Consider the following 19,661-nt stretch of genomic DNA (forward strand, 5'->3'; position numbering starts at 1 on the left):
GAAGACCAAAAGGTGGTTCAACAACCGTGGCAGAGATTTGAACGCACCTTTAGTAATGGCACAACCGAAATCCGCTACATGGCTGAGGTGATCTACGGCAAACGCCGTCGCAAGCAGTATTGGCTGCTGACCACTGACCCCGAAACCTTGCCAGACAATTCGACCACATTTGTCATGGTGGCTGCACCTGCTATCAAACTGAATGAGATTGGTAATAGTTATGGGTTTAGGACGAGTATTGAGTATGGACTCAAACAAGCCAAGGATACGCTTGGTTGGGCAGATTTTCGCATGACTGACTACAAACAGATTGAAAAGTGGTGGGAGATGGTGATGAGTGCTTTTTTGATGGTGAGTCTGTTTGCTGATGCCTTTAATAATTCTTGTCCAATAGCCCATCAACAGTTGGCTCAACATCCGTGGTGGAACAATCAAAGCGGTTGGAAACATCTGCTCAACAATCTACGTTTAATTATCCAACCATTGATTTGTTTCAACTGGTTAAAGCGATGGTTAGAAGTATTTCCCATCGCTTCATTGCAGTTTGGATTTGAGCAACTTACGGGTAGGATGAATCAGTTTGTTTGTCCCATCGTGCATCAGCTCAACTCACAACTGATATTTTCTTCCGCTTAGAGTGATAAAACAGGGGTATAGACTTCCAACCGTTTGACATCATCCCCATCAAGAATCTGTTGATAATTAGGAGCAAAGTCTACAAGCGTGTGCAGTGCCATACTTATACTTCAGAATAGTAAAGGGATGATAATAGATTAAAAGCGCCTGATTTTAGGTTCATCCAGCTGGCGACTGACATCTGAACTGTTGCTGGACGTATATTTCAGATAGGTAACGATCGATTTGCTGAGCTGCTCGGTAAGACAATGTTTAACGATTCATGGTTGAAGTTATTGCAGCAAAATAGAGCAATCGCTGTGATCCGTGCCAATAAAATTGAGCTAGGTTGTCAAATGGCAAAAGCGGTAGCAGCAGGAGGAATGCAGTTAATCGAAATTACTTGGAATAGCGATCGCCCCGCCGAGTTGATTTCGCAACTGCGTCGCGAGTTACCTACTTGTACAATTGGTACGGGAACGATTCTAACTTTAGAACAACTGCAACAGGCGATCTCCTCTGGGGCGCAATTTATCTTCACTCCCCATGTCGATTCTGTCTTAATTCAAGCTGCTGTAGCTCGGGGTATACCGATCGTACCAGGGGCGCTCTCTCCCACAGAAATTGTCACGGCGTGGATGGTGGGAGCGAGTTGCGTTAAAGTGTTTCCCGTGCAAGCACTAGGAGGCGTTAGCTATATTAAGAGCCTACAAGCACCGTTGGGAAATATTCCTTTAATTCCTACAGGTGGAGTGTCGTTAGAAAATGCTAAAGAATTTATTGCAGCGGGTGCGATCGCGGTAGGCTTATCCGGTCAGTTATTTCCCAAAAATTTTATTGAAGCAGAAAATTGGGAGGCGATCGCGCAATTGGCTAAAACTTTGATGTCGGATATGTTTGAGCGGGAGTCGTAGGGGCGGGTTTCATGGAAAATTCCTGCGAACAACCAGAAGATCTGCAATTAAACCCGCCCGTACGGGAGTCGAGGACAAGGAAACAAGGGAGAGTTAACGGACTAACTACCAATTACCGACTACCATTACCAAAATTTGTTTACTCCCCATTCACAAATTCTAGATAAGTATGACTCAATTCCTTCACCGCCAACTCATAAAACTGCTTCCCGTGTTCGGGGGTTGCTAAGGCAGGATCGGAACCCATTCTGCCATCAGGATAACGACGGCGGAAATCTTCTGCACCGTAAATTTTATATCCTCTCCCCACTTCTGGCGATAGAGGTGCTTGTTTGATTGCTTCTGGATAAACGTATTGGGTGAGTGCAACTTCGCTCGGCGTAGCGTGAGAGCCTTCTTTGTCGCCGTATAATTCTTTTGCTAGCTGGTAGACAGAGCCGCACATAAACCAGTTACCTAGGTAGCACTTGACGTTACCAGCATTAGGTAGGTTGAGGTCGGCTAAATGAGCGTAGGTTTCGGAAAATGCTGCTTTTAGGGTGGCAATGTTACCACCGTGACCGTTGATAAAGAAGAATTTAGTAAATCTAGCCTTTGCTAGACAAGTCACGTATTCTTTCACCACCTGAATCATCGTGCTGGGTCGCAGGCTCATAGAACCAGGAAAAGCAGTGTGGTGCAGTGCCATCCCAATGTTGATTGTAGGTGCAACCAGTGCTTGCGTCGCCTCTCCTACTCCTTTAGCGATCGCTTCTGCACAAATCGCATCTGTTCCAATCAGTCCTGTAGGTCCATGTTGCTCTGTAGAACCAATCGGCATAATTACGCCTTGGGAATGCTCTAGATATGCTTCTACTTCCAGCCAGGTACTCAGATGCAATAACATGACTTACTCAGATAGCAATACTCTTCTTTGATTATGAGCGATCCGTAAGTTTTATGTTTTGTGCTTTGGATCGTGGAAGTATTCTCAATTACTTTTGCACATCAAAAACTGGTATACCTGGAACTTAGTAGTTTTCGATCGCTTATCAAATCTATCAAATTTCTTTAACTGACTCGTTACGATTTGGGTGGATTCTACTTTCTGTCCACTCTCACCCTTGCCACTGTTTGCTCAATCGCGAGAACTGTCTGATTTTCACACGTTTATCTAGCCTGCTATTGACATCTACTGGTTGTTCGCACAATTTTTTTCATCAGTAGTGTAGCTAACTATTAAACATTCTAATCACAGTCTGATATTTTCTCAGTTTTTTGGTTTTTGTGTTGAGTTGACGCCCCAGCATCCCCAGCTCCTTTCCCGCTTGGAACTCAGCAAGAGATGGAGGTCGCCTACTGCTGTAGACATGGCTTAGGCGTTTATTGCCAATTACCTCCGTCTATACCCCAATGGTGCTTAAGCAATTCCTTGTAGGTGGCTTCGCGCATGACCATTTGACGATATAACTTCACGAGGAAGTCTTGTGCTTGTTCTCGATCCATCTTCTCTACCTGAGTTTCAAACGAGCGGATGTTGAATTGCTGTTCGAGTGAGAGTTCAATTGGGTGACTCATAAGTTAACTCCTGAAAACAAACGTAGTGACTGAGTTGCTTCTAGCTCGGCTTCGTGGAAGCTTTGCTTGAGTATAACAGCAGTTGTTTCTCTATGTATTAACAAATTTAACAACTGCTTGACAAGATGCGCTACTTCTTATTGGGTATACATATTAAATCAAAAGGCAGAATCTCGATTTCGGTAGATTTAAGGAAATTTATCGATACTTTTAACAAGTTCTGTCACAGAAAAATGCTCAGACCGAACAAAAATAAGTAGTTATACTTATAGACAGACCTAAATGCAGCGGCTTGGGAAGTCAAAAGGCAAAAGTCACAAGTTAAGAGGCAGAAAATGTAGAGGCGGGTTTTGATCGAAAATTTCGGGCTTTGGCTTTCGATCTATTTGCTAAACTCGCCCGTACAAAAGTCATGTATTCAAAACCTTTATCTTTGCTGGGGATCGCGGTTCTAGCAATCTGCGGCGAGTCGGCGAAATGTATAGCAGGTTGCATATCTCAACCTTTGCAGTATGGCAGGCGATCGCCATCTCACTTGCGAACGAAACAAAATAGGGTGCGTTGTGTGACACACCCCATTGGTTATTAGTCATTTTTGTTGGTCGGTGACAAGTGGCTGGTGGCTAGAATTTCTTCCTTGTCTTCCTTGTCTTCTTCTGCCCTGCTCCCTGCTCCCTACTCCCTGCTCCCTAACTTAATACATTTTGTCGTAGCGATCGAGGCGCATCAGCAGGCGAATCAGAGAAAATCCAGTTCCGGCAGCGATCGCGCCAGGGATCAATGCTAACCAAGCAAATTGACTAATCAATAGAATTGTTGCCGAAATTGTGAAGGAACTGACAATTAGAGCGTAAGTAATGGCGACTTGGACGCTACTCTGTCGCCGCAACAAGCGTTCTGTTTCAATTGACCGTACCCGCACGCGCAAATCTCCTCGTTCCAGTTTTTCGAGGGTGTCTTCTAAGCGTCTTGGTAAGCCGAAAGCGGTACTACCCACTTGGGCAGCTTGACGACTTAATTCGTTCAAGAAGCTATTGCCATCAACAGAACCATTACCATCAGTCATAAGCTGGAATGCAAAAGGTTTAGCAACTTCCATAAAGTTGAACTCAGGGTCTAAGCCCTTGCCGACCCCTTCGAGAGTAGAAAAAGCCCGCATGACGAACGTAAAAGTAGCCGGAAAGCGAAATGGCTGACCGTAGGCAATTTCATAAAGATCGTCGCTAATCGCACTCACCGATTGATTTTCAAACGGTTTATCCATGAAATTGTCCAGCATAAACTGCACCGATCGCCGGATAGGACCCATATCATCTGTAGGTGCTAAAGCGCCCAGTTCTACTAAAGATGCAACCACGCGACCGCCATCTTTTTGCGCAATGCCAAACAAAGTTTCCATTAACTGTTCGCGCACGTTTGCCTTAATTCGCCCCATCATGCCAAAATCATAAAAAATCAGCGATCCTTCGGGACTAACAGCGATATTACCTGGGTGCGGGTCGGCGTGGAAGAAGCCATTGTGTAGTAACTGATGTAAATAGGCTTCTGCTCCTTGTCTAGCTATTAACTTCCGGTCTAAGCCAGCGGCTTCTATCGCTTCATAGTGGCTGATCTTGATTCCTGGTGCGTATTCTAGAGTTAAAACCTGTGGGGAAGTGTAACGCCAGTAAATTCGCGGGACTTTAACCCAATCGTATTCGCGAAAATTGCGGCGAAACGTATCGGCATTGCGACCTTCATTTAAATAATCGATTTCTTCCCAAAGAATGCGACAACACTCTTCATATATTCCCAGCCAATCTCGACCGCGCCCCCAGTCGGGATGATTTTGAAAGTAGCGTGTAATACCTTTGAGAATCGCTAGGTCAATTTCAAACAGTTTTTTTAATCCAGGGCGTTGTATTTTGACAACAACCTCCTCACCCGATCGCAATTTAGCTTTATGGACTTGACCTAAACTCGCCGCTGCTAGAGGTATTGGCTCAAAACTATGAAACAATTCGGGAATCTTTTTTCCTAATTCTCGTTCTACCGTTGTTTCTACTTGCTCGTAGCCAAAGGCGGGAACCCGATCCTGGAGCTTTGCAAGTTCCTCGACATATTCGCCAGGAAATAGATCGGCGCGGGTAGAGAATAGCTGTCCGACTTTGATAAAGGTCGGACCCAGATCCAATAAAGTATTGCGAATCCAGATTGCTTGTTTTTTGCGCCTAGCAATCTTTTTAGCTTCAGTTACGCCGCCTGGATAGCTCCAAGCTTTTCCATCTAGCCACAATCCAAACATTAGTGTTAGGACAAACATCCAAATGTCTACGAACCGTCGTTGGCGCGAGTAATTTTCGCGGTTCCAACGATAGGACTTATTCGTGTAAGTCTTCTCCATGCGATCGGCGTAACTTGTAATTTGGGCGGAGTCGGCAGAAAAAACAGACACTGATCGAGCAGTAAGGGGTAAGGGGTAAGAGATGCTGTTAGAGGGAGTTGCTACGATAGCGTTGTAATTCAGCCCGCAGTAAGGCAATTTCAGCCCGCATATCGTCGATTGATGCCTGCAAGTCCGCGGGTTGCGAGCTTTGAGGCACTATCTCCGTAGTACTTCTACCTACAGTCGCCACTTCCATTTCCCGCTCTGCTCGCTCCTTCACCTGTTCGGTAAATTGCCGCAGTTGCTCTCGTGCTTCAGCATCAAATTTACCTAATTCGCTCAGAGCATCGGTCAATGCATTTTCTAACTTTTCGCTGACAATTTCAGCTGCTGCCCTACCGACAAAGAAGGCATGAACCAGAGGATTACTCATAGCTACAAATTTCTACACAATTGCCATCCGCAAAGATTATAACTTGCTAACTCGCTCTAATGCTTGTACCTTTCGTGAGGTGTAAGGAGTTAGAGATGGGAAATGCGATCGGTAATACGGTCTCAGCGGCAAATTGCAGCCAGTCTTTCTTCATCAGTAACCCCCGACTGTGCGCCAACTCGTTAGTCTGCTGGCTTGCTTTATCCATGATTTAGTTCCGCGAACGACTCGTAATGCTAATGCGATCGGCTAATTGTCTTAACTTTTGTTCTAAACTGGGATCGCTATCCTTGAGCTGAGAAATTTTCTCACAACTATACAGTACGGTGGTATGGTCTTTTCCGCCGAATTCTTCGCCAATTCTCGGTAAACTCAAATCTGTATACTGTCGCATTAAATACATGCCAATTTGTCTCGCCCAACTAATTTCTCTGCGCCGTGAATTGCCTTTCAAATCTTCAATCGAGACATCATAAACGTCGGCGACGACCATCATCACCGATTCAGCTGAAGCAGCTACTTTTTCTATGCCTGGGTTTAAAACTGGTCGAAGATTTTCCACTGTCATAGATAAGCCAGAAATAGAAATATAAGCGACAGCACGAATCAAAGCTCCTTCTAATTCTCTAATATTAGAAGTGTAATTTGAGGCAATGTACTCAATCACGTTTCTGGGCAGACGCATATTTTCATACTCTGCCTTTTTCTGTAAAATTGCCATTCTAGTTTCAAGATCTGGCGGCTGAATATCAGCAATCAATCCCATTGAGAATCGAGAACACAAGCGAGCCTGCAACTTGGGAATTTGGTTTGGCGGACGGTCTGATGCTAGAACGACTTGTTTTCCCGCTTCATGCAGCGTATTAAATGTATGAAAAAATTCTTCTTGCGTGTACTCTTTACCTTCAATAAATTGAATATCATCGACTAATAAAATATCGGCAGCACGATAATGCTCTCGAAAACTCTGCATACTATCTTTGCGGATCGAAGCAATCAGATCGTTCGTGAATTGCTCGGTAGAAACGTAGAAAATTTTAGAATTTGCGTCAATTTCTAAGCGATAGTGACCGATCGCCTGCATCAGATGAGTTTTTCCTAACCCTACGCCGCCACATAAAAATAGCGGGTTGAATTCTCTCCCTGGGGATTCCGCCACTGCCAAAGCCGCAGCATGAGCCATCCGACTGTTAGAACCGACGACAAATCGAGAAAATACATACTTTTGGTTCAGTTCTGGCGGCTTCACATTGTTGCTAGGAGAAGCTTTTGGGGTAGTATCGTTACTCGGAGACGACCGAGCAACTTCTGACTCGGCAAAACGCACGGATTCATCTCCCTGAGCCACGGTAACGTGAATTTCTACAGGATAGCCGAGAATATCTTGGACTGTATCGGCAATTGTTTTGATGTAACGCTTTTGCAACCAATTCCGATGAAACGCATTGGGAGTGCAAATTGTCAAGGAATTATCCTCAAGCCGCTCAGCATTGGCAGTTTTAATCCAGGATTCAAAAGAAGGTCTGCTTAACTGGAGTTGCAATCGCTCCAGTACTTGAGTCCAAAGATTATCGGGGGAAAGATCCACCTTTTACCACCTCTGCTGTTAGCTGTCAAAATAGGGATAGGTTAACTAATCTACCAAACTCTTATTCGATCGCAGCGATCGCGATCGACAAAAACATCGATCGTATAACTCCTTTGCAAAACTCTTTACCTGTACTCAGCGGCAAAACTCCGCTCAATTGAGGCAAAATCGAACTAGCTACCGATCGACTTTCACCAACAGCAAAACAGATGAGCAGCAGGCAACGCAATATTGAGTCACGAGATCCTGAGCCACAAGAGAGAGAACCAAGGCGTTTGCAGCTTGATGGCACTGAAAAAACCCCAGGCAGTAATCGGAATGGGTTTGGCGGATATTTCTTTGGCAACACAGGCAATCTGATTAAAACTAACCTTGTAGGACTCGTAAGGAAGAGTTTATCAGACAAAGTAGGGGGCGATCGGTGGCGATTGTCTGGAACTGCTGGTAGGAAGGCATTGACGCTGATCTCTAGTGTTTTATGCGTTTCGTTAAGTAGCTGCGCCACTATTACAGAGCCTTTCCGTCAATCCCAAGCTCAACAAACTCCCATAGCTCCATCCCCTGTCGTTCCTGCGCCAACAGGGACTCCTCGCGCTGCTTTACCTAGTGTCAGCGACCCTAATTTTGTCGTCGCCGCCGTTCAGAAAGTTGGTCCGGCTGTGGTGAGAATCAATGCTTCTAAAACAGTGAGACGGCAGCTACCCGAAGCATTTGAAGATCCTTTATTTCGCCGCTTTTTTGGCGTACCAGAGGCTCAACCGCGAGAACGGATCGTGCGCGGAACTGGTTCTGGATTTATTATTAGTGCTAACGGTCAAATCTTGACTAACGCCCATGTGGTTAATGGAGCCGATCGCGTCAGCGTCACGCTTAAAGACGGTCGTACCCTAGAAGGAAAAGTTTTAGGTGAAGATCCGGTCACTGATATCGCCGTGATTCAAGTTCAGTCAAGTAATTTACCCGTAGTAGAAATTGGCAATTCTGACGAACTACAACCAGGAGAATGGGTAATCGCGATCGGCAATCCCCTCGGTTTAGATAATACGGTGACAGCAGGAATTGTCAGTGCAACAGACCGTTCTGCGAGTGATATTGGCGTAACTGATAAGCGGATTGGCTTTATTCAAACCGATGCGGCAATCAATCCAGGTAACTCTGGCGGACCCCTGCTGAACTCCCGTGGTGAAGTTATCGGCATGAATACGGCAATCATTCAAGGTGCGCAAGGATTAGGCTTCTCCATTCCAATTAATGCCGTCCAGCGCATATCTAAGCAACTTATTGCTACAGGCAGCGTTCAGCATCCTTATTTGGGAGTGCAAATGGTGACGCTGACACCAGAAATTAGACAGCAACTGGAAGTAGAGTCGGACGGACAAATTCAACTTCCTGCCGAGAGTGGCGTATTAGTAGTCAGAGTTGTGCCTAACTCTCCCGCAGCCGCAGCGGGGATCAGAAGTGGAGATGTCATTCAGTCAATTAACAATCAACCCGTATCGAAAACAGAGCAAGTACAACAGATAGTCGAACAAAGTTCTGTAGGAACCCAAGTTTCCGTCCAAGTTCAACGCAATGGTAAAACTGCACAGCTATCTGTGAAGTTGGCTAATTTACCCGTACAACAAGAAGGATGAAGTCGTAATTCGTAAGTCATCTACCACTAACCGCTCTTCACTACTCTCTGCTCCCTGCTCCCTGCTCCCTAATAACTATGGAAATTATTCAACTTGGTAATCCGATTCTGCGAAGTAAGGCTGAGTTTGTGGAAAATGTTAACGATCCGCAAATTCAACAGCTCATAGACGATCTATTAATTACAGTCAAACAGGCGAATGGTGTGGGGATTGCTGCACCGCAAGTTGGAGTTATCGATCGCGTTTTTATTGTTGCTTCCCGTCCCAATCTCCGCTATCCTCACGCTCCAGAAATGGAGCCAACGCCGATGATTAATCCCAAAATCTTGGCTCGTTCTAGTGAGAGTGTAAAAGGATGGGAAGGTTGTCTGAGTATCCCTGGGATTCGCGGTTCCGTACCCCGAGATCGAGCGATCGAAGTTGAATATAGCGATCGCTACGGCAAGTTACACAAGCAAGAATTGAGCGATTTCGTTGCTAGAATCTTTCAACACGAACTCGACCATCTAGACGGTATCGTCTTCCTCGATCGCCTCGAAACTAACTACGATCTTATTACAGAGCAGGAATATCAAAAATTAGTGAGTGGGTAATTGGTAGTTGGTAGCTGGTGGTGCGTGGTGCGCGATCGCTGATAACTGGTCACTGGTCACTGGTCACTGATAAAAGGCGCGATCGCTGTTATCAACTCAGCTGTAGAAAACGGTTTACATAGATAACCATTGGCTCCCAAATCTGCTCCCATAGCTGTAACTTCTGGAGTATTTTCAGCAGTCAAAAAAATAAATGGAATAGCAGCGGTGTTTGGGTCTTGTCGCAGCGATTTCAGAACTTCGTAACCACTCAGTCCTGGCATTCTCACATCGCATAATACTAAGTCAGGTATATTTTCTTGTGCAAGTTTTAATCCGGCGTAACCATTTTCAGCTGCGATCGCTGTCAAACCTCTCAGTGTGAGTACGTTGACAATACTATCGCGCAATAGTGCATCATCCTCTATCGCCAAAACCTTCGTCATTCTTACATTTTCTGAATTTGAGTGCAAGATAACAAAAGGACTGGTAGTAAATCCATAACCTTAAATTGCTTAAAGTTCAAATTTATTTGTTTAAAATTTAGTAGCAGAAAGATTTTTAGGGCGATCGCTACTTTGAGCCAATGTTCATGGCGCGTTTGCTCTGCTCTATCTTTTGCCATAGACTTGCCACCTGTTCGTATGCTTTCTCTGAGGAAAGCTTTCCACCTGTATGTAAAGCAGAAATATAAGCAAGTTTTTGAGCAAATTCTTGTAAGTTAGCATTAAAAGCCAGATGTTCTGGCGTAAACTTGCCATGATACCTGCTTTGGGCGTAAATAAAACTATTTTTATTACTTAGCTCTGCTTTTGCCATACTACCCTACCTATAAGAAAGAATTTATCTTAACCTATCCTTAAATTAATTTTGGCGACGTTCATCCATGAGAAAGATTTTCATCTTCCAATCTGTAGTTATGAATACATAAACCTTGGTATTCGCCAGTCATCTGCCTATTTTGGTTGTATTTTCCTATTGAGTTATCAAACTGAGCTTACTCTAGGAAAATATATTATGACTTATATTTTAACCATGACTTAACCTAATGTTAACCAAATTTACATTGAGCGGTAAGGATAGCTGAGTCAATGTCAAGACTGCTCCAAAGTCTTTTATCCTGAGTTGTAACAGCCTCTCGAATAGGAGCGAACCATGAAGAAGTTGATTAACCAACCGGAAAGCTTCGTGCGGGAGAGTTTGGCAGGTATGGCAGTAGCTCATTCCAGCTTGTTAAAGGTGAACTTCGAGCCTACATTCGTCTACCGCGCCGACGCACCCGTGACAGGTAAGGTAGCAATTATTTCTGGTGGAGGTAGCGGTCACGAACCGATGCACGCTGGCTTTGTCGGTATGGGTATGTTAGATGCTGCGTGTCCTGGAGAGGTGTTTACTTCTCCTACACCCGACCAAATGCTAGCAGCGGCAAAACAGGTAGATGGCGGCGCTGGAGTGCTTTACATTGTCAAAAACTATAGCGGCGACGTAATGAACTTTGAAATGGCAACTGAGTTAGCCCGTGTTGAGGACATACGGGTGTTAAATATATTAATAGACGATGATGTTGCCGTCCAAGATAGCCTTTATACCCAAGGCAGGCGAGGTGTAGGCACGACAGTACTAGCAGAGAAAATTTGCGGTGCGGCTGCGGCAGACGGATACAACTTGCCGCAAGTGGCAGATTTCTGTCGGCGGGTGAATCTAAACGGTCGCAGTATGGGTATGGCGTTAACATCTTGTACCGTACCCACGAAAGGATCGCCTACTTTTAGTTTGAGCGATCGCGAAATGGAAATTGGGATTGGTATTCACGGCGAACCAGGTAGAGAAAGAATGTCGCTAAAATCTGTAGACGAGATTACAGAAATACTCGCCTTATCAATAATTAACGATCGCCCCTACAGTCGTACAGTCCGAGAATGGGATGAGACTCAAGAAGAATGGGTAGATGTAGAGTTAGTCAATTCTGAGTTTAAGTCGGGCGATCGCATGTTAGCTTTTGTTAACGGTATGGGTGGTACGCCCTTATCAGAACTGTATATTGTTTACCGCAAATTAGCCGAAATTTGTCAAAAACAGGGATTACAAATAGTGAGAAACTTGATTGGCAATTACATCACATCTTTAGAAATGCAAGGCTGTTCCATTACCTTGCTCAAAGTCGATGATGAGATACTGCGGCTGTGGGATGCGCCTGTAAAAACAGCAAGTTTATGTTGGTAATCGGTTATCAGTGAAGAGTAGTTAGTGAATTGCCTGATACTTCTCGCCAATTGTCAAATAAGATGAACAAAACTCAAATATTGCAATGGTTGCATAATTTTGCTGCTGAGATTGAGCGAAACAAAGAATATTTAACAGAATTAGATGCAGCAATTGGTGATGCCGATCATGGTATCAATATGGATCGCGGCTTTAAGAAAGTAGCAAGTCAACTATCTAGTGTTGCCGACAAAGACATTAGTACAATTTTAAAAACTGTCAGCATGACCTTAATTTCTACTGTAGGTGGTGCAAGTGGTCCTCTCTACGGCACATTCTTTTTGAGAGCAAGTACAGCCGTAATAGGGAAAGAAGAACTCGCAACAGAAGATTTACTCAAGTTATTACAAGTAGGTTTAGAAGGTGTAGTTCAACGAGGTAAAGCGCACCTTGATGACAAGACCATGATAGATGTTTTATCGCCAGTTGTGGATAGTTTGCAACAATCTGTAGATCAAAATAAAAATATTGTAGAAACGATGCAGCAAGTAGTATTAGTAGCAGAACAAGCGATGAAAGAGACTATTCCTATGCTAGCTAAAAAAGGGAGAGCGAGTTATTTAGGCGATCGCAGTATTGGACACCAAGATCCAGGCGCAACTTCTACTTATTTAATGTTTAAGAGTCTATTAGCAGCTTTGGAGAAATAAAGAGAGCGCGCTCCTGGTAAAAGTATGTTTTATATTGAAAGAATCTATCTAATTCAATAAGTCTTCAAGGATATGAATGCGAAGTCGAGAATCACCATAACCTAACTGCTCTCTTATCGCCTCTAAAAAGTTTAGAATGTCTTTTATTTGACTATTAGTTAACTTGGAATTTGTATTTAAACATATTTTTATAAATTCAGGTTTTAGAATAGACCATTGTAGTTGTGCTTGATAAGAGCCTGATTCAATTATTTTTGCAGTCATTTCATTACAGAAAATTAATACTCTTTGCTCGTACGAAGGATGTTTGGTTAAGTTGAATCGAGCTTCAACCAAAAACCGAATAAAATCTGCTTGAATAATATCGACTTTATCATTTCTAGTTTTTACAGCAGTTCGCCTGTTTTGATAAGAAGTTACCATACCTACCAAGAGTGGCGTCATAAATGTAGAAAATAATACTGCGGTAAGTGAAGCGGCAACTTCTGGTTTTAGGTTAAAGCTAGTAAATACATCTAATAATGCTAGTATTACTAGCGTAAGAAAAATTATACCAAAAACAAAATAGTATACTGGAAATGATGCTGAAAAACCACCATATATATATTTAAAAATATATTGAAATATAACAGAAATATTTTTTTTGCTCGAATCAGTTTTAGATAATATATTTGTTTTAGCGAGTAGAAAATGTTTTTTGATTTGCTTATTAATTTGTGGCATTTGCTACTTTTCTCCCAGAAGATGAAGTGCATTAATAGTGGCTGAGTCGAAATTTATAGTACTTTAGTACTGCTGCTGATAGAAGTCAACCCTTACTCTGCCCTACTAAAGATAAGAATGATAGTAGTCTTATTGCTAACTTTGTTATGCAGCGATTGCCTCTATGTATACTTAACTACTTAGTTAGCTTACTGAAATATTTCCTTTTATCAGCTAAATACAAAAGCTAAAGCTGTAACTTTTGATCGAGTAACATTGCGCTAAGTTAGAGTAACTGAGTTGGTAGAAGCTTTTAAATACCCTTGAGGCGATCGCATGGTTAGCATTGTCATTGTCTCTCACAGCAAAAAACTAGCCGAAGGCGTGCGGGAACTTGCACGGCAAATGGTACAAGACAAAGTACCCATAGCCGTAGCAGCAGGAGTTGACGATCCAGAAAATCCACTGGGTACAGATGCCATGCAAGTCTATGAAGCGATCGCCTCTGTATATAGTGACGATGGCGTTCTCGTACTCATGGATCTCGGTAGTGCCTTACTTAGTGCGGAGATGGCAATAGAATTCTTGCCAGAAGAACAACAGGATAAAATTCATTTGTGTGAAGCACCTCTAGTAGAAGGTGCGATCGCCGCCTCTGTTGCAGCTACATCTAGTAACGATATCGATGTCGTTATTTCTGAAGCACGACAAGCACTCACAGCAAAAGCAGCACAATTAGGTGTCATTAGTCATTCGTCATTTGTCATTGGTGAAGAAGATATAAACAGATCTTCCGACTCCCGACTCCCGACTCCCGACTCCCACCCAACAAAAGAAATCCACCTGACAATCCGTAACCCACAAGGACTACACGCACGTCCTGCGGCTCAATTTGTCACCACAGTAACTCAGTTTCAGGCTCAAATTCGCGTGCGAAATATCACTAGAAACACAGATTTTGTGAGAGCAGATAGTATCAATCAAGTCGCTACATTAGGAGTACGTCAAGGACACGAAATTGCGATCGCTTCTGTTGGTGAGGATACAGATGCGGCACTGTTAGCACTACAGAAACTTGTCGAAAACAATTTTGGTGAGACTCATCATACTTCATCTCCTCACCTCCATACTTTCTCTCATTTTCCACAAGGAATTCCCGCTGTCCCAGGAATTGCGATCGCCCCAGTTTTTCAATATCATTTGCATCAAATAAAAGTTCACGAACTTTGTGTAGCTGATGTAGAGGCTGAATGGCAGCGTTTACAAACAGCGATCGCAACTGCTAAACAAGAAATTCAAAATATCAAAGATCGAATCCATATTCATGAGAATGAAGCAGCAATATTTGATGCACATCTTTTAATTTTGGCAGATCCAGCAATTATCGAACCCGTACAAAAACGAATTTTTGAGCAACATCAAAATGCTGAATTTGCTTGGAATACCATTATTGATGAAATAGCAAATAGTTATCGCCATCTCAATGACGTTTATTTACAAGAACGAGCTAAAGATATTATTGATGTAGGACAAAGAGTTTTGCGATCGCTCCTTGGCGTTTCTACTGCTAATATAGAATTAACTCAGCCCAGTATTCTCGTTGCTCGCGATCTTTCTCCTTCTGATACAGTCCAATTAGATCGGACAAAGGTATTAGGAATTTGTACGTTACAAGGTAGCGGTACTTCTCACAGTGCAATTTTGGCACGCACGTTAGGAATTCCGGCTGTTGTCGGTATCAACTCACAAATTTTAAGTTTAGAACCTGGTACGCTATTAGCAATTGATGGTGAAAATGGCAATATTTGGATACAACCCGATTCTAAAACAATTGCTACCCTCGAAGCGAAAAGAGATGCGATAATTACCGCTAGACAGCAAGCACGAGCCAAAGCGCAAGCACCAGCGATCGCCCGTGACGGTAAGCGAATTCATGTCTTTGCTAATATTAGTAGTATTGCCGATGCTCAAGTTGCGATCGCTCAAGGTGCAGAGGGAGTCGGATTATTACGCACCGAATTATTGTATCTCGACAGAACGTCCTCACCTACAGAAGAAGAACAATTTGAAATTTATCGTGCGATCGCTCAAATTTTAGCAAACCGTTCCCTAATTATTCGTACTCTGGACGTAGGTGGCGACAAACCTCTTTCTTATCTGGGATTACAAGCAGAAACTAATCCTTTTTTAGGCTGGCGAGGTATTCGATTTTGCTTGGATCGTCCCGAGCTTTTCAAAACTCAGTTACGAGCAATATTACGAGCTAGCTCAGGACATCAAATTAAAGTTATGTTTCCCACAATTGCAACTTTAGCAGAACTACAAGCAGCTAAAGCAATTTGGGCAGAAGCACAAACAGAATTGTCCCAAGCTGGTATTCCCTTTGATAAAAATATTGAAATTGGCATCATGATAGAAATTCCATCTGCGGTTGCGATCGCAGATAAACTTGCCTCTGAAGTCAACTTTTTCAGCATTGGTACGAATGACTTAAGCCAATATATCATGGCAGCAGACCGCACCAATCCGAAAGTTGCTCCATTAGCTGATGCTTTTCATCCTGCTGTATTGCAAGCAGTTCAAAAAACTGTGCAAGCCGCACACCATGCAGAAATTTCGGTAGGATTGTGTGGCGAACTCGCAGCCGAACCCTTAGCTGTACCCATATTACTAGGCTTAGGTTTAGACGAATTAAGTCTTAATCCTCAATCTATTCCTCAGATTAAACAAATAATCAGTCAGTTCACAACACAAGAAGCAGAGGCGATCGCTCGTTCTGTTATGCAACTTGACTCAGCCACCGAAATAAAATCTTTTATCTCCAATTCTCCGCTTTTTAAAGGGAGTTGAAAATAGCTAAATTCCTGTTTAGCCTGCGTTCGCAGGCTTTGTCTGTATAACCTTAGACTTCTAGTCTATAAGCGATTAAAACTTAACTCCCACCTGTCCGTTAAATCCCCGCACGGAATTATAACCAACTCCTACAAACAGATTATCCGCAGCATCAATTTGAACCCCACCAGACACGGCGAAATCCTCATCATCCGAATAATATCCTACCCCAATATAGGGATCGACAACAGATAAATTAATAAACTTGAGTACGTCCACTCCCGTTGAATCACCCGGACCAAATCCTAATTCAACCCCTAAACCAATAATTCTCGCACCCACAGAAAAAGTTACATCACCATCATCTCCTCCCACCGAAACCCAAGGCTGTGGAATAAGTTGAGCTTTAACCGCAGTTGGTGTAGAAACTGTAGATAAAGACACGAGCGCGATCGCAATTTGACTAATAACTGTTATCTTCATAATCTTCTCCTCACCACCTAAACAACCTAAAATAAATAGTAGGGTGGGCATTACCCACCCTGTTTGAATCTGCTATTTACATCCTCTCCAACACGGGAATGCCTAATAAAGATAATCCCAACTTGAGAGTTCTAGCCGTTAAATTACACAGTACTAACCGCGACGTTCTCTGAGGTTCTTCCGCATTCAAGACTGGAACACCTCGATCGCGATCGTAAAATTGATTGAATTTTTGGCTCAATTGAAACAAATACTCGCACAATCGATTTGGTAATAAATCTTCTTCAATTGTTGAGATAACCTCATCTAACTGAAGTAAATGCTTTGCCAATACGAGTTCAGTTTCATGCTGCAATACAACCTTAACGTTATCGCCCAACTGCTCGAAATCAATTTCTCCCTTACGGCTAATGCCTTGAATCCGTGCATAAGCATATAACATATAAGGGGCAGTATTCCCTTGCAAAGCTAACATTTTATCGTAACTAAAGATGTAATTGCTATTGCGATTTTGACTCAAGTCAGCGTACTTAACCGCACTAATACCGATAACCTGAGCAACGTGGTTAATAAATTCTTCTGTTTCTTTTCTATCTTCTTCTTTTAATCGAGATTCTAAATCTTTACGAGCATGGGCGATCGCGTCATCTAACAAATCTTTTAAGCGTACAGCTTCCCCCGAACGAGTTTTTAGTTTTGCTCCATCTTCACCTAAAACCAAACCAAAAGGAGCGTGAAAAAACTCTACCTCGTCTGTAATCCAACCCGCTCGTTTTCCTACTTGAAAAATTTGGGCAAAATGATTAGTTTGCTCAGCACCCACTGGATAAATTACTCGTTGCGCTTTATCGATATTCACGCGATAGCGAATTGCCGCTAAATCTGTTGCGGCATAATTATAACCTCCATCAGATTTTTGCACGATTAGAGGCAAAGGTTTACCTTCTTTATTTGTAAAACCTTCTAGAAAAACGCACTTTGCGCCTGCGTCAATTTCTACAAGTCCTTTTGCTTCTAACTCTTCAATTGTTTCTGCTAATAAAGCATTATAGAAAGATTCTCCTCTTTCTATAAACGCAGCAATTCCCATCAAATCGTAAATAACTCGATATGCTCTGCTAGACAGTTGGCAAACAATCTTCCAAGCCAGAATTGTTTTTTCCTCTCCTGCTTGAAGTTGAACTACAGCCTGTCTTGCTACTTCCTTAAACTCTTCATCTGTATCAAACTGCTTTTTGGCTTGACGATAAAATGAAGATAAATCTCCTAAATCCAAATTTTCATCTGTTGTCAAAGCTTCTGGATATGCCTTTTGTAAGTAAGCAATCAGCATTCCAAAAGGAGTTCCCCAATCGCCTACATGACTTAGACGCACTACGTCATGTCCGATAAATTCTAAAATTCGAGAAATGCAATCTCCAATTACGGCTGGACGCAAATGCCCAACGTGCATTTCTTTAGCGATATTTGGGCTGGGATAGTCTACAATAATTTTCTTGGGATGCTTGACTGGTGTAATTCCTAGCCGAGGATCGGGATTAATTTTTTGTAGCTGTGCTTCTAAATAAGCAGGCTTTAATGTCAAATTAACAAAACCAGGTCCAGCTACAGTTGGAGTTTCACAGATATTTCCAACATCTAATTTTGATACAATCTGTTCTGCGATCGCCCGTGGAGGTTTTCCTACTTGTTTCGCTAGCGGTAGAGCTATATTTGCTTGATAATCTCCAAATTTAGGATTGCTAGCAGGTACTAAAATTGGATCGACTCCAGCATATTCTGCACCCAACGCAGCAGCCAAAGCTTGCTCGAATCGAGGTTTGAGCTGTTCTAAAGTTTCTTTCATAACAGTTATGTATAGTGTGTCAGCAAGGCGTAAGTGATTCGATCATTCTACCTAGCCGCAGACACTTCTAAATAGTTATGTATAGTGTGTCAGTAAGGTGTAGGCGATTCGATTGTTCTACCTAGCCGCAGACACTTCCAAGCTCAACATTCAATTTTCATACTCAAATCCAACCACTTCGCTTGAGTAATCGGCGCACTACTAGAAATATAATCTACGCCTGTTTCTGCTACCGAGCAAATCGTTTCCAAAGAAACGTTACCAGAAGCTTCAATTTTGATTTTGCTATTGTGTTGCCGGATTGTCTCTACTGCTTGATGCATCCTCTCTAGAGACATATTATCCAGCATAATGATATCTGCCCCATGCTGCATGGCTTCTGATACTTGTTCCAAAGACTCGGTTTCAACCTCTATGGTGAGAGGATATGGTATGCGCTGGCGGATTTGGGCGATCGCCTTACTAATTCCACCAGCCACTGCAATATGATTATCTTTAATCATCACTGCATCATCCAATCCCATTCGGTGATTAATTGCTCCTCCTAGTTGAGTCGCATACTTTTCTAGCACTCTCAGTCCTGGAGTTGTTTTGCGCGTATCAACTAATTGAGTCGGTAAATCTTCTATTCTCTCCACATACTGACGGGTAAGGCTAGCAATACCACTCAACCTCATCGCCAAGTTAAGCGCAACTCTTTCTCCCATCAGCAATGCATCCAACGCTCCACTCATCTGAGCAATAACTTGTCCTGACTGACACAACTCTCCTTCAGCCGCACAAGAGACAAATTTGACTTGCTCGTCTAAAGTCTGAAATACTCTGGCTGCAACTGGCAAACCTGCAATAACTCCGGGAGCTTTAGCTACCCACTTAGCCTGTCCTATAGGTGGATTGTGAGCTAGCAAGCTTTGAGTCGTGCGATCGCCTCGTCCAATATCTTCAGATAACCATTCACGCAGCAGAGGATCGAGTATTAACCAAGGTGGTAAAACAGCAAAAGTACTCACGACTAACAACACTTCCTGGTTTAATTCCAGAATTACTTTAACTCAAACCCGTGTGTGGAGGGGGGAGGGAGAGAAAGCCAAAAAAGTTTTGTCCAACTAGTTGACAAGAGCTAGAGGGATTAGTTAGATTAATAAAGCGCCGGAAGAGAGACGAGCTGAAAAGCGGTTCTGCAAGGCGACCGAACCTAGAAAAGAGTA

19 protein-coding genes and 1 pseudogene are annotated in these 19,661 nt (G+C 43.0%); 8 read left to right on the plus strand and 12 right to left on the minus strand.

The window, feature by feature from the left end:
• Together ACRC32_RS01105 and ACRC32_RS01110 are read left to right on the plus strand one after the other, a co-directional pair.
• Positions 1 to 636 (plus strand): annotated as a pseudogene (locus tag ACRC32_RS01105) (IS701 family transposase); the annotation flags it as partial.
• Between the two features lie 248 nt (positions 637 to 884).
• A complete protein-coding gene (locus tag ACRC32_RS01110; protein ID WP_438552254.1) occupies positions 885 to 1,529 on the plus strand; it encodes a bifunctional 4-hydroxy-2-oxoglutarate aldolase/2-dehydro-3-deoxy-phosphogluconate aldolase in 645 nt (214 codons plus the stop codon).
• A gap of 139 nt (positions 1,530 to 1,668) precedes the next feature.
• Here the strand turns inward: ACRC32_RS01110 and ACRC32_RS01115 are convergent, their stop codons facing one another.
• Together ACRC32_RS01115 and ACRC32_RS01120 are read right to left on the minus strand one after the other, a co-directional pair.
• Positions 1,669 to 2,415, minus strand: a complete 747-nt coding sequence (locus ACRC32_RS01115; protein ID WP_438552255.1) for a creatininase family protein — start codon at positions 2,413 to 2,415, stop codon at positions 1,669 to 1,671.
• Between the two features lie 476 nt (positions 2,416 to 2,891).
• The gene (locus ACRC32_RS01120) at positions 2,892 to 3,086 is read right to left on the minus strand and encodes an NblA/ycf18 family protein (protein WP_015152113.1); all 195 of its coding nucleotides are present in this window, start codon (positions 3,084 to 3,086) and stop codon (positions 2,892 to 2,894) included.
• Positions 3,087 to 3,456: 370 nt separating this feature from the next.
• Here ACRC32_RS01120 and ACRC32_RS01125 point away from each other — a divergent pair, with 370 nt between their 5' ends.
• A complete protein-coding gene (locus ACRC32_RS01125) occupies positions 3,457 to 3,675 on the plus strand; it encodes a hypothetical protein (protein WP_438552256.1) in 219 nt (72 codons plus the stop codon).
• A gap of 105 nt (positions 3,676 to 3,780) precedes the next feature.
• Here ACRC32_RS01125 and ACRC32_RS01130 read toward each other — a convergent pair whose 3' ends face one another.
• From ACRC32_RS01130 to dnaA, 4 genes are all read right to left on the minus strand, one after another.
• On the minus strand, positions 3,781 to 5,469 hold the full coding sequence (locus tag ACRC32_RS01130) for an ABC1 kinase family protein (protein WP_438552270.1): 1,689 nt from the start codon (positions 5,467 to 5,469) through the stop codon (positions 3,781 to 3,783).
• 88 nt (positions 5,470 to 5,557) lie between these two features.
• Positions 5,558 to 5,884: a DUF6825 family protein gene (locus ACRC32_RS01135; protein ID WP_438552257.1), complete on the minus strand. Its 327-nt coding sequence runs from the start codon at positions 5,882 to 5,884 to the stop codon at positions 5,558 to 5,560.
• A gap of 46 nt (positions 5,885 to 5,930) precedes the next feature.
• Positions 5,931 to 6,092, minus strand: coding sequence for a hypothetical protein (locus tag ACRC32_RS01140; protein WP_438552258.1), 162 nt, complete (start codon positions 6,090 to 6,092; stop codon positions 5,931 to 5,933).
• Between the two features lie 3 nt (positions 6,093 to 6,095).
• A complete protein-coding gene (gene dnaA, locus ACRC32_RS01145) occupies positions 6,096 to 7,472 on the minus strand; it encodes a chromosomal replication initiator protein DnaA (RefSeq protein WP_438552259.1) in 1,377 nt (458 codons plus the stop codon).
• A 209-nt stretch (positions 7,473 to 7,681) separates the two neighbouring features.
• On the opposite strand from dnaA, the gene ACRC32_RS01150 reads away from it, so the two are divergent.
• Positions 7,682 to 9,106: an HhoA/HhoB/HtrA family serine endopeptidase gene (locus tag ACRC32_RS01150; protein WP_438552260.1), complete on the plus strand. Its 1,425-nt coding sequence runs from the start codon at positions 7,682 to 7,684 to the stop codon at positions 9,104 to 9,106.
• A gap of 77 nt (positions 9,107 to 9,183) precedes the next feature.
• Complete coding sequence (gene def / locus ACRC32_RS01155) at positions 9,184 to 9,699, plus strand: peptide deformylase (protein ID WP_438552261.1); 516 nt, start codon at positions 9,184 to 9,186, stop codon at positions 9,697 to 9,699.
• A gap of 56 nt (positions 9,700 to 9,755) precedes the next feature.
• On the opposite strand, the gene ACRC32_RS01160 is transcribed toward def, so the two are convergent.
• Complete coding sequence (locus ACRC32_RS01160; RefSeq protein WP_438552262.1) at positions 9,756 to 10,124, minus strand: response regulator transcription factor; 369 nt, start codon at positions 10,122 to 10,124, stop codon at positions 9,756 to 9,758.
• Positions 10,125 to 10,251: 127 nt separating this feature from the next.
• The gene (locus tag ACRC32_RS01165; RefSeq protein ID WP_015157499.1) at positions 10,252 to 10,497 is read right to left on the minus strand and encodes a DUF7219 family protein; all 246 of its coding nucleotides are present in this window, start codon (positions 10,495 to 10,497) and stop codon (positions 10,252 to 10,254) included.
• 336 nt (positions 10,498 to 10,833) lie between these two features.
• Here ACRC32_RS01165 and dhaK point away from each other — a divergent pair, with 336 nt between their 5' ends.
• Both dhaK and dhaL read left to right on the plus strand, forming a co-directional pair.
• Positions 10,834 to 11,901 (plus strand): dihydroxyacetone kinase subunit DhaK, encoded by a 1,068-nt coding sequence (gene dhaK, locus ACRC32_RS01170; RefSeq protein ID WP_438552263.1) that lies wholly within the window; start codon positions 10,834 to 10,836, stop codon positions 11,899 to 11,901.
• Between the two features lie 62 nt (positions 11,902 to 11,963).
• Entirely contained in the window at positions 11,964 to 12,590 is a 627-nt protein-coding gene (dhaL, locus tag ACRC32_RS01175) for a dihydroxyacetone kinase subunit DhaL (RefSeq protein WP_438552264.1), read from the plus strand.
• Positions 12,591 to 12,638: 48 nt separating this feature from the next.
• Here the strand turns inward: dhaL and ACRC32_RS01180 are convergent, their stop codons facing one another.
• Positions 12,639 to 13,313: a hypothetical protein gene (locus ACRC32_RS01180; protein ID WP_438552265.1), complete on the minus strand. Its 675-nt coding sequence runs from the start codon at positions 13,311 to 13,313 to the stop codon at positions 12,639 to 12,641.
• A 315-nt stretch (positions 13,314 to 13,628) separates the two neighbouring features.
• Here ACRC32_RS01180 and ptsP point away from each other — a divergent pair, with 315 nt between their 5' ends.
• Complete coding sequence (ptsP, locus tag ACRC32_RS01185; protein WP_438552266.1) at positions 13,629 to 16,142, plus strand: phosphoenolpyruvate--protein phosphotransferase; 2,514 nt, start codon at positions 13,629 to 13,631, stop codon at positions 16,140 to 16,142.
• A 75-nt stretch (positions 16,143 to 16,217) separates the two neighbouring features.
• Here ptsP and ACRC32_RS01190 read toward each other — a convergent pair whose 3' ends face one another.
• The 3 genes from ACRC32_RS01190 to nadC form a co-directional block, all read right to left on the minus strand.
• Complete coding sequence (locus ACRC32_RS01190) at positions 16,218 to 16,607, minus strand: hypothetical protein (RefSeq protein WP_438552267.1); 390 nt, start codon at positions 16,605 to 16,607, stop codon at positions 16,218 to 16,220.
• A 76-nt stretch (positions 16,608 to 16,683) separates the two neighbouring features.
• On the minus strand, positions 16,684 to 18,453 hold the full coding sequence (gene argS / locus ACRC32_RS01195; RefSeq protein ID WP_438552268.1) for an arginine--tRNA ligase: 1,770 nt from the start codon (positions 18,451 to 18,453) through the stop codon (positions 16,684 to 16,686).
• A gap of 143 nt (positions 18,454 to 18,596) precedes the next feature.
• A complete protein-coding gene (gene nadC / locus ACRC32_RS01200) occupies positions 18,597 to 19,463 on the minus strand; it encodes a carboxylating nicotinate-nucleotide diphosphorylase (RefSeq protein WP_438552269.1) in 867 nt (288 codons plus the stop codon).
• Between the last annotated feature and the right edge of the window lie 198 nt (positions 19,464 to 19,661).

The organism is Chroococcidiopsis sp. (genome assembly GCF_051657925.1).
Taxonomy (GTDB): Bacteria; Cyanobacteriota; Cyanobacteriia; order Cyanobacteriales; family Chroococcidiopsidaceae; genus Chroococcidiopsis.

Excerpts from the sequence above, each read along its gene's own strand:
- ACRC32_RS01165 (WP_015157499.1), bottom strand. The coding sequence starts at position 10,497 with ATGGCAAAAGCAGAGCTAAGTAATAAAAATAGTTTTATTTACGCCCAA.
- ACRC32_RS01160 (WP_438552262.1), bottom strand. The coding sequence starts at position 10,124 with ATGACGAAGGTTTTGGCGATAGAGGATGATGCACTATTGCGCGATAGT.
- ACRC32_RS01120 (WP_015152113.1), bottom strand. The coding sequence starts at position 3,086 with ATGAGTCACCCAATTGAACTCTCACTCGAACAGCAATTCAACATCCGC.
- dhaK (WP_438552263.1), top strand. The coding sequence starts at position 10,834 with ATGAAGAAGTTGATTAACCAACCGGAAAGCTTCGTGCGGGAGAGTTTG.
- argS (WP_438552268.1), bottom strand. The coding sequence starts at position 18,453 with ATGAAAGAAACTTTAGAACAGCTCAAACCTCGATTCGAGCAAGCTTTG.
- ACRC32_RS01130 (WP_438552270.1), bottom strand. The coding sequence starts at position 5,469 with ATGGAGAAGACTTACACGAATAAGTCCTATCGTTGGAACCGCGAAAAT.
- def (WP_438552261.1), top strand. The coding sequence starts at position 9,184 with ATGGAAATTATTCAACTTGGTAATCCGATTCTGCGAAGTAAGGCTGAG.
- ptsP (WP_438552266.1), top strand. The coding sequence starts at position 13,629 with ATGGTTAGCATTGTCATTGTCTCTCACAGCAAAAAACTAGCCGAAGGC.
- ACRC32_RS01140 (WP_438552258.1), bottom strand. The coding sequence starts at position 6,092 with ATGGATAAAGCAAGCCAGCAGACTAACGAGTTGGCGCACAGTCGGGGG.
- ACRC32_RS01135 (WP_438552257.1), bottom strand. The coding sequence starts at position 5,884 with ATGAGTAATCCTCTGGTTCATGCCTTCTTTGTCGGTAGGGCAGCAGCT.
- ACRC32_RS01115 (WP_438552255.1), bottom strand. The coding sequence starts at position 2,415 with ATGTTATTGCATCTGAGTACCTGGCTGGAAGTAGAAGCATATCTAGAG.
- ACRC32_RS01180 (WP_438552265.1), bottom strand. The coding sequence starts at position 13,313 with ATGCCACAAATTAATAAGCAAATCAAAAAACATTTTCTACTCGCTAAA.
- ACRC32_RS01190 (WP_438552267.1), bottom strand. The coding sequence starts at position 16,607 with ATGAAGATAACAGTTATTAGTCAAATTGCGATCGCGCTCGTGTCTTTA.
- ACRC32_RS01110 (WP_438552254.1), top strand. The coding sequence starts at position 885 with ATGTTTAACGATTCATGGTTGAAGTTATTGCAGCAAAATAGAGCAATC.
- dhaL (WP_438552264.1), top strand. The coding sequence starts at position 11,964 with ATGAACAAAACTCAAATATTGCAATGGTTGCATAATTTTGCTGCTGAG.
- ACRC32_RS01150 (WP_438552260.1), top strand. The coding sequence starts at position 7,682 with ATGAGCAGCAGGCAACGCAATATTGAGTCACGAGATCCTGAGCCACAA.